This window comes from Microbacterium sp. ER1, assembly GCF_023383675.1.
Classification (GTDB): domain Bacteria; phylum Actinomycetota; class Actinomycetes; order Actinomycetales; family Microbacteriaceae; genus Microbacterium.
This window is the reverse complement of the sequence record NZ_QCXO01000121.1, coordinates 43,295-55,176: the sequence shown is the minus strand read 5'-3', so window position 1 is coordinate 55,176 and position 11,882 is coordinate 43,295. Positions and strand designations below refer to the sequence as shown.

The 11,882-nt window shown below is 70.4% G+C and carries 13 protein-coding genes; 10 read left to right on the top strand and 3 right to left on the bottom strand.

Annotated features, from left to right (window positions below; genetic code table 11):
- Together BV453_RS02950 and speB are read left to right on the top strand one after the other, a co-directional pair.
- Positions 1-600 (top strand): thiamine pyrophosphate-dependent enzyme (locus BV453_RS02950; RefSeq protein WP_249520843.1); only part of this gene is annotated, 600 nt, incomplete at its 5' end.
- A gap of 32 nt (positions 601-632) precedes the next feature.
- Positions 633-1,580: an agmatinase gene (gene speB, locus BV453_RS02945; protein ID WP_025102677.1), complete on the top strand. Its 948-nt coding sequence runs from the start codon at positions 633-635 to the stop codon at positions 1,578-1,580.
- Between the two features lie 9 nt (positions 1,581-1,589).
- Here the strand turns inward: speB and BV453_RS02940 are convergent, their stop codons facing one another.
- Entirely contained in the window at positions 1,590-2,462 is an 873-nt protein-coding gene (locus tag BV453_RS02940; RefSeq protein WP_249520842.1) for a serine protein kinase RIO, read from the bottom strand.
- Positions 2,463-2,711: 249 nt separating this feature from the next.
- On the opposite strand from BV453_RS02940, the gene BV453_RS02935 reads away from it, so the two are divergent.
- The gene (locus BV453_RS02935; protein WP_025102675.1) at positions 2,712-3,908 is read left to right on the top strand and encodes an MFS transporter; all 1,197 of its coding nucleotides are present in this window, start codon (positions 2,712-2,714) and stop codon (positions 3,906-3,908) included.
- A gap of 127 nt (positions 3,909-4,035) precedes the next feature.
- Here the strand turns inward: BV453_RS02935 and BV453_RS02930 are convergent, their stop codons facing one another.
- A complete protein-coding gene (locus BV453_RS02930) occupies positions 4,036-4,950 on the bottom strand; it encodes a helix-turn-helix domain-containing protein (protein WP_249520841.1) in 915 nt (304 codons plus the stop codon).
- 135 nt (positions 4,951-5,085) lie between these two features.
- Here BV453_RS02930 and BV453_RS02925 point away from each other — a divergent pair, with 135 nt between their 5' ends.
- Complete coding sequence (locus tag BV453_RS02925; RefSeq protein ID WP_025102673.1) at positions 5,086-5,547, top strand: DUF3817 domain-containing protein; 462 nt, start codon at positions 5,086-5,088, stop codon at positions 5,545-5,547.
- A gap of 33 nt (positions 5,548-5,580) precedes the next feature.
- On the opposite strand, the gene BV453_RS02920 is transcribed toward BV453_RS02925, so the two are convergent.
- A complete protein-coding gene (locus tag BV453_RS02920) occupies positions 5,581-6,384 on the bottom strand; it encodes a MerR family transcriptional regulator (RefSeq protein ID WP_249520840.1) in 804 nt (267 codons plus the stop codon).
- Between the two features lie 210 nt (positions 6,385-6,594).
- On the opposite strand from BV453_RS02920, the gene dnaK reads away from it, so the two are divergent.
- From dnaK to BV453_RS02890, 6 genes are all read left to right on the top strand, one after another.
- A complete protein-coding gene (gene dnaK, locus BV453_RS02915; protein WP_025102671.1) occupies positions 6,595-8,457 on the top strand; it encodes a molecular chaperone DnaK in 1,863 nt (620 codons plus the stop codon).
- Positions 8,458-8,459: 2 nt separating this feature from the next.
- The gene (gene grpE / locus BV453_RS02910) at positions 8,460-9,104 is read left to right on the top strand and encodes a nucleotide exchange factor GrpE (protein ID WP_060921591.1); all 645 of its coding nucleotides are present in this window, start codon (positions 8,460-8,462) and stop codon (positions 9,102-9,104) included.
- A gap of 7 nt (positions 9,105-9,111) precedes the next feature.
- On the top strand, positions 9,112-10,095 hold the full coding sequence (locus tag BV453_RS02905; RefSeq protein ID WP_025102669.1) for a DnaJ C-terminal domain-containing protein: 984 nt from the start codon (positions 9,112-9,114) through the stop codon (positions 10,093-10,095).
- A 94-nt stretch (positions 10,096-10,189) separates the two neighbouring features.
- The gene (locus BV453_RS02900) at positions 10,190-10,603 is read left to right on the top strand and encodes a heat shock protein transcriptional repressor HspR (protein WP_062637270.1); all 414 of its coding nucleotides are present in this window, start codon (positions 10,190-10,192) and stop codon (positions 10,601-10,603) included.
- 46 nt (positions 10,604-10,649) lie between these two features.
- The gene (locus BV453_RS02895; protein ID WP_025102667.1) at positions 10,650-11,309 is read left to right on the top strand and encodes a GntR family transcriptional regulator; all 660 of its coding nucleotides are present in this window, start codon (positions 10,650-10,652) and stop codon (positions 11,307-11,309) included.
- Between the two features lie 126 nt (positions 11,310-11,435).
- Positions 11,436-11,879: a DoxX family protein gene (locus BV453_RS02890; protein WP_060921594.1), complete on the top strand. Its 444-nt coding sequence runs from the start codon at positions 11,436-11,438 to the stop codon at positions 11,877-11,879.
- Positions 11,880-11,882: the final 3 nt, after the last annotated feature.

Below are 11,882 nucleotides of genomic sequence, written 5' to 3'. Positions count from 1 at the left end.
GACCCCGCCCGTCCCGCCCGGGACCTCGCGGCCGAGCGAGCCGCGATCGAGGCGGAATCGCGGGAGACCGCGCCGGACACCGTCGCGCTGGCCGAGATCATCGCCGACGCCCTCCCTGCCGACGCGATCGTCGCCGGCGACTCCTCCCAGATCGTCTACATGGCGCTCGGCAGCGTGCTGCGGCAGGAGCAGCCCCACTCCCTCCTCTACACGCCGACCTACGCCACGCTCGGCTATGGCCTCCCCGCCGCGATCGGCGCGGCCGTCGCGCAGACCGAACGCCCGGTCGTCACCGTCATCGGCGACGGCGCTCTGATGTTCTGCGTGAACGAGCTCGTCACCGCTGTCGAGCAGCGCCTCGATATCACCGTGGTGTGCGTCGACAACGGCGGGTACGCGGAGATCCGCCAGAACGAGCTCGACCGGGGCATGACCCCGGTCGGCGTCGACCTCGTGCAGCCGGACTGGGCCGCGCTCGCCACCGCCTTCGGGGCGACCGGGCGACGGGCGGCATCGCGCGCCGACATCGCCCCCAGCATCCGCGCGGCCATCGCCGACGGCGGGGTGCAGCTCGTGCACATCCCGCAGCACGCCCTCTGAGACCCACACCTCCCGACGAACAGGAACGAGAAATGACCGACAACATCGGCCCCGTCGACGCCTCCGTGAACCCGCGGTACTCCGGCATCGCCACCTTCGCCCGCCTGCCCCGCATCGAGGACGTGCCGCGCGCCGACATCGCGGTGGTCGGCATCCCGTTCGACTCCGGCGTGAGCTACCGCCCCGGCACCCGTTTCGGCCCGTCGCATGTGCGGGAGTCGTCCCGGCTGCTCCGGCCTTACAACCCCGCACAGGACGTGTCGCCGTTCCAGCTCGCCCAGGTGGTGGATGCGGGGGACATCCCGGTGAACCCGTTCGACCTCACCGAGGCCGTGACCGAGGTCGAGCGCGCGGCGCTGGCGCTCGGTGAGCAGGTGCAGCGCCTCGTCACGATCGGCGGCGACCACACCGTGGCCCTTCCCCTGCTGCGGGCGGTGGCCGCGAAGCACGGACCCGTCGCGGTCCTCCACTTCGACGCCCACCTGGACACGTGGGACACCTACTTCGGGGCCCCCATCACGCACGGCACCCCCTTCCGCCGCGCGAGCGAGGAGGGGCTGATCGACCTCACCGCGAGCTGCCACGTCGGCACCCGCGGACCCCTGTACTCGAAGCAGGACCTCGAGGACGACGAGCGCCTCGGCTTCTCCATCGTCTCCAGCGAATACATCGAGGAGCACGGGGTGGAGGCCGCGATCGACCGCATCCTCACCCGCATCGGCGACAAGCCGCTGTACGTCTCGATCGACATCGACGTGCTCGACCCCGCGCACGCGCCCGGCACCGGGACCCCCGAGGCGGGAGGGCTCACGAGTCGCGAGCTGCTGCGCATCCTCCGGGCGCTGCGCGACCGCGACATCGTCGGCGCCGACGTCGTGGAGGTGTCGCCCGCGTACGATCACGCCCAGATGACCGGGATCGCCGCGAGCCACGTCGTGTACGAGCTGGTGACCCTTCTCGCCGCCCGACTCGCCTCCTGACACCCGGGGTCAGAACAGCGTCCCGAGGAGGTCCGCGAACAGGGCCTCGGCGTCGCACTCCACCCGTCGCCGTGCGAACCAGTCGCACACGTTGACGCAGTCGCGGTGCAGGAGGTCGAGGCCCTGCGGATTCGCGATCACGTCGACGATCTGCGGCAGGTCGATCACCCGCACCCGCCCCTCGTGCACGAGGAGGTTGTAGGCGGAGAGGTCGCCGTGCGCGAAGCCTGCGGCGGCGAAGACCCGCATGAGTTCGACCACCTGCGTGAAGTACTCCTGCATCTCGGCGTTCGACCCGCGCACCTGGGCGAGCCGGGGTGCCGCGATGCCCCGGTCGTCGCCGAGGAACTCCATGAGCACCTCGGTGCCGCTGACCTGCACGGGATAGGGGACCGGGGCACCGCGCTCCCACATCCGGCACAGGGCCTCGAACTCCGCGAGCGACCACTGGGCTGCGGCGACCTCCCGTCCGTGGGCGGTCTTCTTGGCGAGGGCGCGCGTGTCGCGGGTGTTCCGCGTGCTGCGCCCCTCGGTGTAGACGGCGGAGCGCTGGAAGCTCCGGTTCTCGATGCCGCGGTAGCGCTTGGCGGCGAGGAGGGTGCGCTGCGTCGGGTCGTCGGGCACGGCGCGCTCCAGCAGGAACACGTCGGCCTCCTTGCCGGTCTTCAGGATGCCGAGCTCGGTGTCCAGGGCGCCGGCGGAGGTCACCACCCAGGCGGGGCGGGGGTCCGGCCCTCGCTCGGTGGGGGTGGACGAGGTCCAGGTCGTCCAGCGCTGGTTGGCGCCGGGCTCGACCTCGGCGAAGGAGAGGGCGGTCTCGAGGGAGTCGAAGGAGGTGGCGTCGAAGGACGCGGCGTCCGAGGAAGCGGGGGATTCGTTCACGGTGTGGCTCCGGGAAGGGAGGCCACGCGGCGATCAGGAGCGGGTGGCCTCGAAGGGAAGGTGGTCGGCGATAGGCGCGACGACGACAGCGTTCATCTCATCGCCTCCTTCGCTCGGGCTTCCCGGGCGGATCCCGGTGCGTCGTCGAGCCTAGGGGGTCTCCCGGGGGTTGTCCAGGGCCGGACGATCGGTCGGATGCGGCGGACGACCGGTCGGGCGCGCGCCCGCCCCCGTTGCGAGTCTGGAAGCATGACCACGACCGCCCCCGTCCCTACCCTGCCGACCACCCGCGTCGACCGCATCCGCTACGGCGGACTCATCGCCCTCATGGTGATGGGCTTCCTGCTGGTGACCGCCGAGTTCCTCCCCAACGGAGTGCTCACCGAGATGGCGGACGGCCTCGGGGTGACCCCCGGCCAGGCCGGGCAGACCGTCACCGTCACCGCGCTCGTCGGGCTCTTCGTCGCCCCGACCGTCGGCCTCGTGTTCCCCCGTCTGGACCGTCGGTCGCTGCTGGTGTGGATGGCGCTCGCCGCGGCCGTGTCGAACCTCGTGGTCGCGATCGCGCCGAACCTCGTGGTCGTGCTGCTGGCGCGGTTCCTGCTGGGAGCGGCGATCAGCGCCTACTGGACGATGTCGATCACGGTCGCCGCGCGGCTCGCGGGGCCGGAGCACCTCGGTCGCGGGGTGATGTTCACCTCCGCGGGCGTCTCGCTCGCCACGGTCGCCGGCGTCCCGCTCGGGGTCATGCTGAGCGAGGTCGTCGACTGGCGTGCCGTGTTCGCGATCGCGGGAGTGCTCATGGTCGTGCTGGCCGTGGCCCTGCGGTGGGCGCTGCCGACCGTCCCAGCCGAGCGCGCGTCGAGCCTGCGTCTGCTCGTCGACACGGTGCGGCGCCCGGGCATCGGCCTCGGGATGGTCGGACACGTGCTCGTCGTGCTCGGCCACTTCCTCGCCTACACCTACGTCCGCCTCGCGCTGGAGCGCATCCCGGACGTGGACGCCTCGACGATCGTCGTGCTGCTGGCGCTGTTCGGTGTGGGAGGTCTCCTCGGCAACCTCTCCATCGGCCTCGTGATCGACCGCTCCTTCGCCTTCTTCGCGGTGTTCGCGCCGCTGGTGATCTCGGCCGCCGTGCTGTCGATGGTGCTCTTCTCCGGATCGATCATCGGCATCGGCGCGGTCGTGCTCCTCTGGGGCTTCTTCTTCTCGTCGTGGCTGATCGTCGTGAACACCTGGGTGGGCCACCGCATGCCGGACCGCCTGGAGGCCGGGGGGAGCCTCGTGGTCGTCGGGTTCCAGGGCGCGATCACGCTCGCGGCCGGTGTGGGCGGACTCCTCGTCGACACCCTGAGCATCGAGCTCGTCTACACCATCGGTGCGGTCTCCCTCCTCGCCGGTGCCGTGCTGTTCGGCCTCTCGAACCGCCGCAGCTCCCGCCCCTGACCTCGTGCCCGCCCGGGCTCGACTTCGGAGCAGGCCGACGACACGCCGTCCCCTCGGGCTCGGGGCCGGCGTGTCGCCCCGGATCTCCGAAGCCATGCCCGCCCAGGCGGGGGAGGATGTCGTGGGATCAGGCGGGGACGAGGGAGTGCGAGGCGCGCCAGGAGGAGGGCGTCATCCCCGTCCGGCGGCGGAAGGCGCGACTGAACCCCTCGTCCGAGGCATAGCCGAGCTCGCGCGAGACGCTCGAGACCGACTGCCCGGCCTGGAGCATCCGCTTCGCGGCGTCGATCCGCACCTCCGTCACATAGTCGGCGGGGGAGCGGCCCACGGCCAGGCGGAACCGCTCCGCAAAGGCCGAGCGTGACATGGCCCCGACGGCGGCCAGGCGCTCGACGGTCCAGTCCCGTCCCGGCTGCTCGTGGATGGCGTCCACCACGCGGTCGAGGAAGGGGTCCTTCGACAGCGAGGGCCACCCCACGGGCGCACAGCCGTTGGCCGCCCAGGCCCGGATGACCGAGAGCAGCACGGTGGTCGCCATCATCCGACAGATCAACGGGTCTCCCTGGCGCACCGGGCACGCGGGCGCATCGACCACGCCCATGTTCTCGGCGAGGGCGGCGGCGGCCGGCTCCAGCGCGTCGAATCCGGTCACCGCGAGGAAGGGCGGCAGGAGCGCGGGGAGGGGAGAGGCGGTGTCCGCGAGCTCGATGTCGACGACGAGGAGCGTGGTGTCGGCATCGGCCTCCAGTGCGAAGGTGTCGCCGCGGAGCAGCAGGAAGGCGTCGCCGGACACGAGTCGGTCGCGGTGCCCTGGCTCCTCGACCGTGAGCTGCTGCGACGAGGGGTCCACGTCGAGGCGGCACCCCGTGCCCAGGGGAGGGTGTCCGTGCACGGCGCCGTCGGCGATGTAGACGAGGGTGATCCGGCCAGGCGGCAGCGGGAGGAGTCCTCCGGTGGTCAGCCGCACGCGGCGGGCGATCCCCACCCGCAGGTCCACCGTGCCGAGCACAGCGGACAGCGCATCCGCGTCCACCGTCACCATGCCTTCGGCAACGTCGGCCGCCGTCCCCCTATTCCCCTTCGAATCGCTCACCTTGCTCCATTTCGGCGCCGGATGGGGCCAAGTGGGCGATTCGAAGCGGGATACGCTGGAGGGGTACCCCACCCGAGGAGTTCCGTGTTCCGCACCCCTGGCCGCCTGTACCGTGTCCTCGCGATCGCGGAGGCGATCACCTGGACCCTCCTCATCGCCGCGATCATCGCCCGCGCCGTCGGAGCCCCCGGTGGCGTCGTGACGGTCGGCGGCGGTATCCACGGGTTCGTGTTCCTCGCCTACGCCGCGACCGCCGTCCTCGTCGCGCTCAACCAGCGGTGGCACCCGGGCGTCGGTGTGCTGGCGGTCCTCAGCGCCGTCGTGCCGTACGCCACCATCCCGATGGAGATCTGGCTGCACCGCACCGGCCGTCTTCGGGGCGACTGGCGCCTCGACGCCACCGACGACCCGCGCGACCGCCGCTGGTACGACCGCCTAATGCGCTGGTTCCTCCGTCGCCCCTGGGTGCTCGCGGTGCTGCTGGTCGTGGGCATCGTCGCGCTGTACGTGATCCTGCTGCTGGTCGGCCCGCCCGGGGGCAAGTGACCCCGGCGTCGCCCCGTCTGTGCGGCCTCCGCGTCAGCGGCGCGCGACGGGCTGCTGGAGTTCCGTGACCCAGTCCGACTGGTCCTCCCCGACGGCGCGGACGTAGAGCTCCCGACACGGCCCGGCGTGCACGAGGCCGCGCGCGACCACCTCGGTGTGGATGGCGTGCCAGCTCTCCGCGATCCGCTCCATCGAGCCGAGGTGCACCCCGCAGACGGCGTCCTCCTCGGCGGGGAGTTCGATGATCTCGATCCCGTCGGCGGCGGGGCCGGAGTAGGAGTATCCGGCGACGATCTCCATCCCGTCCGGCAGCGTCCGGTACTGGGCGATCGGGGTGGTGAGGGCGCCGCACTCGTCTCCGATGACCTCGGCCACGGCGTCGAAGGAGGGGCCGACGACCTCGGCGACCGCCGGCTGCTCGGCGACGACGGTGCGCACGGCCGCCAGGCGCACGGCGGGGAGGGGTTTCTGGACGATCTCGATCTGCGACATGTGCTTCTCCTTCTCGATGAGGTGGAGGCGCCGCTCCACATCGACGAGTCGCGCGGCGGCGAGCCGGTGCTCCTGCTCCACCTCGGCACGCCGGATGCGCAGGAGGGCCGCGATCCGGTCGGCGTCGACACCCTGGGCGAGGATCGCCGAGATGTCGTCGAGGCCGAAGCCGAGCTGACGCAGGGCGACGATCCGGTGCAGGCGCTCGAGCTGCGACGGGTCGTACGACCGGTAGCCGGTGAACTCGTCCACGTGGGCGGGTACGAGCAGCCCGGCCGTGTCCCAGTGCCGGAGCATCCGGTGGGTCACCTGGCCGATCTGCGCGAACGCTCCGATGGACAACATGTCTCTGTTCTCCCGTCTGACACCGTGTGAGAGTCAAGCATGGCGGCTCGCGGACACCTGACGGCCCGGCGAAAAACTTGAGCCTGTTCATATCAAGTTCATTTGACAGCGTTTCGGCCCCGGCGTACACTTGAGCCATCGCGACTCAGGTTTCCCTGATCGCCGCAGGTTTCCAGACCACTACAGACTTCCCAACAAAGGAGAGAACACATGGCACGTGCTGTCGGTATCGACCTCGGAACCACCAACTCCGTCGTCAGCGTCCTCGAGGGTGGCGAGCCCAAGGTCATCGCCAACGCCGAGGGCTTCCGCACGACCCCTTCGGTCGTCGCCTTCACCAAGGACGGGGAGGTGCTCGTCGGCGAGACCGCGAAGCGCCAGGCCGTCACCAACGTCGACCGGACGATCGCCTCGGTCAAGCGCCACATGGGCACCGACTGGAGCTTCGACGTCGACGGCAAGAAGTGGACGCCGCAGGAGATCTCCGCGCGCATCCTCCAGAAGCTCAAGCGCGACGCCGAGTCCTACCTCGGCGACACCGTGACCGACGCCGTCATCACGGTTCCGGCGTACTTCAACGACGCCGAGCGTCAGGCCACCAAGGAGGCCGGTGAGATCGCGGGCCTCAACGTGCTCCGCATCATCAACGAGCCGACCGCGGCCGCCCTGGCCTACGGCCTCGACAAGGGCAAGGAGGACGAGCTCATCCTCGTCTTCGACCTCGGTGGCGGAACGTTCGACGTCTCCCTCCTCGAGGTGGGCAAGGACGACGACTTCTCCACGATCCAGGTGCGCGCCACCGCCGGTGACAACCGTCTCGGTGGAGACGACTGGGACCAGCGTCTCGTCGACTACCTGATCAAGCAGTTCAAGGAGACCACGGGCGTCGACGTCTCGGGTGACAAGATCGCCCTGCAGCGCCTCAAGGAGGCCGCGGAGCAGGCGAAGAAGGAGCTCTCCAGCTCCACGTCCACGAGCATCAACCTCCCGTACCTGTCGCTCACCGACTCGGGCCCCGTCTCGCTCTCCGAGACCGTGACCCGCGCGAAGTTCGAGGACCTCACGAAGGACCTGCTCGACCGCACCAAGAAGCCGTTCGAGGACGTCATCCGCGAGGCCGGCATCAAGGTGTCCGACATCGACCACATCGTCCTCGTGGGTGGTTCGACCCGTATGCCCGCCGTCGCCGAGCTCGTCAAGCGCGAGACCGGCAAGGAAGCCAACAAGGGTGTGAACCCGGACGAGGTCGTCGCCGTCGGCGCCGCGCTGCAGGCCGGTGTCCTCAAGGGCGAGCGCAAGGACGTCCTGCTCATCGACGTCACCCCGCTCTCCCTGGGCATCGAGACCAAGGGCGGCATGATGACCAAGCTCATCGAGCGCAACACGGCCATCCCGACCAAGCGGAGCGAGACCTTCACCACGGCCGACGACAACCAGCCGTCCGTCGCGATCCAGGTCTTCCAGGGCGAGCGTGACTTCACGCGCGACAACAAGCCGCTCGGCACGTTCGAGCTCACCGGCATCGCGCCGGCTCCTCGTGGCATCCCGCAGATCGAGGTCACGTTCGACATCGACGCCAACGGCATCGTGCACGTGTCCGCGAAGGACAAGGGCACCGGCACCGAGAAGTCGATCGTCATCTCCGGCGGCTCGTCGCTGTCGAAGGAGGACATCGAGCGCATGGTGCGCGAGGCCGAGGAGCACGCCGCCGAGGACAAGGCGCGTCGTGAGGCTGCGGAGACCCGCAACCAGGCCGAGACCCTCGCCTACTCCATCGAGAAGCTCATCTCCGAGAACGAGGACAAGCTCCCCGAGGACGTGAAGACCGAGGTCAAGGCCGACGTCGATGCGCTCAAGACGGCACTGGCCGGCGACGACGACGAGGCCGTGAAGACCGCGTTCGAGAAGCTCAACCAGTCCCAGTCGAAGCTCGGCGAGGCGATCTACGCCTCCTCGCAGGCGGACGCCGCCGGCGCTTCGGCCGAGGGCGAGACCCCGACCGGTGACGCCCCCTCCTCCGACGAGGACGTCATCGACGCCGAGGTCGTCGACGACGAGGACGAGAAGAAGTAATCATGACGGACAAGAACTTCGACGAGAACGAGGTTCCGGAGGGGTCGGATGCTCAGGCATCCGGCCCCGTGCCGCAGAACCAGGACTCCCGCGAGGCGAAGGCCGCCGAGGGCTCTGACGAGACCCCGGTCGACGCGGCTGCCGAGGCGGAGGAAGGGCTGACGGTCGAGGACATCCTCGGTGCCGCGCAGACGGCCGATGCCGCCGCGGGCGACGCCGCGATCGCCGACGCCGAGAACGCCCTTCTGACCGACCTCAAGCGCCTGCAGGCCGAGTACGCGAACTACCGCCGCCGTACGGAGGAGCAGCGCCAGATCGAGATCGAGCGCGCGAAGGGCGAGGCCGCCAAGGGCCTCATCCCCGTGCTCGACGACCTGGCCCGCGCCGAGCAGCACGGCGACCTGGTCGAGGGCAGCCCCTTCGCCGTGATCGCCGAGAAGGTACGCGCGGTCGTGGAGCGCCTCGGCGTGGTCGCCTACGGCGAGAAGGGTGAGGAGTTCGACCCCCAGCGTCACGAGGCGATCTTCCAGCAGCCGACCCCCGGCACCTCGAAGACCACGGTGCTCGAGGTCGTCGAGGTGGGCTACCGCCTCGGCGAGGTCGAGCTGCGTCCTGCGAAGGTCGTCGTCGCCGTCCCTGCGGAGTAGGTGATCGATGGCCAGCCAGGATTGGTTCGACAAGGACTTCTACAAGACCCTCGGGGTCTCGAAGGACGTCAGCGACGCTGACCTGAAGAAGACGTACCGCAAGCTCGCGCGCAAGTATCACCCCGACTCCAATCAGGGCGATGCGAAGGCCGAGGCCAAGTTCAAGGAGATCAGCGAGGCGTACTCGGTGCTCTCCGACGCCGAGCAGCGCAAGGAGTACGACGAGATCCGCGCCATGGGTTCGGGCGCTCGCTTCACGGCGAGCGGCTCGGGCGCCGGCGGGTTCGAAGACGTCTTCAGCCGGTTCGGACAGCAGGGGCGCGGCCAGACCGCCGACTTCGAGGACATCTTCGCGATGTTCAACCAGGGCCAGGGCAGCTCGTTCGGCGGTGGCCGGTTCGGGCAGCCGAGCGGCGGCTTCCGCGGCTTCGGCGGTCCGCAGCGCGGCGCCGACGTCACGGCCCGCACCACGCTGGACTTCAGCACCGCCGTGCAGGGCGAGACCATCACCCTGCAGGGAGAGGACGGCAAGCCGTTCAAGGTGAAGATCCCCGCGGGCGTCGCCGACGGGCAGAAGATCCGGCTGCGCGGCCGTGGTCGCCCCTCGCCGGACGGCGGGGAGAGCGGAGATATCGTGGTGCAGATCACGGTGCGTCCGCACCCGGTCTTCACGCGGGACGGCCTCAACCTCCGCGTGGTGGTCCCCGTGACCTTCACCGAGGCGACGCTGGGCGCGACCATCGAGGTCCCGACGCTCGGCGGCGACGTGGTGAAGCTGCGTGTGGCCCCCGGAACTCCGTCGGGCCGCGTGCTCCGCGTCAAGGGTCGGGGTGTCGCGACCGCGAAGGGGACCGGTGACCTGCTCGCCGAGCTCCAGGTCGCGGTGCCCACGCACCTCGACGACGCCGCGCGCGAGGCTCTCGAGCGGTTCCAGGAGCTGGAGCCGCAGGAGAACCCGCGGGCCGAGCTCATGGCGAAAGCCCGCCGTTGACGAGCACAGGCTTTCGCGTCGGGTCAGGCGCTTCCGGAAGGGAGTTGCCTGACCCGGCGCGACGGCCTGACGTGAAATCAGGAAGGAAGGCGTGATGGACGCGGACACCCCGGTCTTCGCGATCGCCGCAGCCGCCAAGCTCTCCGGCCTGCACCCCCAGACCCTCCGTCAGTACGACCGGATCGGCCTCGTGGTGCCGGGACGGACGCCCGGCGGCTCCCGTCGGTATTCTCACCGCAACATCGAGCAGCTGCGCGAGGTCGCCCAGCTCTCCTCCGAAGGGGTCAGTCTCCCCGCGATCGCCCGGCTCCTCGACCTGGAGGACGAGAACCGGATGCTGCGCGACCGTGTCGTCGCGCTGGAGAGCGCCCTCCGCGCCGAGCGCGAGAACCGTCCCGGCGTGCGGGTGTTCGCCGCCGGATCCGCGGGGGTCGTGCCCATGCCGACCGGCCGCCGCATCCGCCGCTCGACCGAACTCGTGCTCTGGAGTCCGCGCTCCGGAGCCTGACCGCGCACCCGGTGTGTATCCTGTCAACTGTTAACAGGAGGTCACCATGACGCAGACCGTCACGCGCGGGGAGTCGCTCGGAGCGCAGGTCGCGCGCGTGCTGCGCCAGCGCATCGTCCGAGGGGAGCTCGCGCCGGGGGCCCGGCTCACCGAAGAGGCCCTCGCGGAGGAGTTCGCCGTCAGCCGCGGTCCCGTGCGCGACGCCCTCACCCAGCTCAGCTTCGAGAAGCTCGTCGAGGTGCAGCGCCCGCGCGGCGTCTACATCGTGGGCCTCACGAGCGACGACGTCGACCAGCTCTACAGCCTCCGAGGCGCATTGGAGCAGCTCGCCCTGTCGCGCGCGATGCGGGTCGACGACGACGACCGATGGCAGCCGATGGCCGATGCCGTCCAGCGCATGGCCGAGGCCGCGGACGCGGGTGACCATGCCGCCTTCGTCACGGCCGACCTCGACTTCCACTCCCAGATCTACGCCCTCGCCGATCACCCGCGGCTGGAGGGCGCCTGGAACCAGTACCTCCCCACGTTCACGGCGCTGCTCGAGGTCACGATCAACCACGACGAGGACCTGCACGAGTCGTCGGACGATCACGTGAAGCTGCTCGACGTCATGCGCACGGGAGCTCCGGAGGACGCCGCCGCGGTCCTCTCGGCTCACCTCGACGGCGCCCGGGAGCGGATGCTCCACGAGGTCGGCTCCCGCTGAGGTCGCCCCGTCCGCGAACCCGATGCGTTCAGCGGACGGAAAAGAACGGTTCCTACCGTGGGGGCCAGGGCAAGAGCCCTGGTCCGCGCCCGCGCGGGTGTCCTGCCGCGAAGGAAGAACCTCCTCATGACGAACACCACAGCCTCCGCCTCCTCCGCCTCGTCGCTCGGACTCCTCGTCCTGCGCATCGTCGTCGGCGCGATCTTCGCCGCCCACGGCGCCCAGAAGATCTTCGAGTTCACGATCCCCGGGACCATCGGCAGCTTCGCCGGCATGGGGGTCCCGCTCGCCGAGATCGCCGCGCCCGTCGTCGCCTTCCTCGAGCTCATCGGCGGGATCCTGCTGATCCTCGGACTGCTGACGCGTCCGGTCGGCATCCTCCTCGCCGTCGACATGCTGGTGGCCCTCGTGCTCGTGCACCTGCCCGCGGGCCTGTGGGTGACGGCCGGCGGCTACGAGTTCGTCGCCGTGCTCGGTGCGGCGGCTCTGGCGCTCGCGCTCACGGGGGCGGGCCGCTACTCCATCGACGCCGCGGCACTCCGCGGACGAGCACCGGCCTGGCTCGCCTGACGG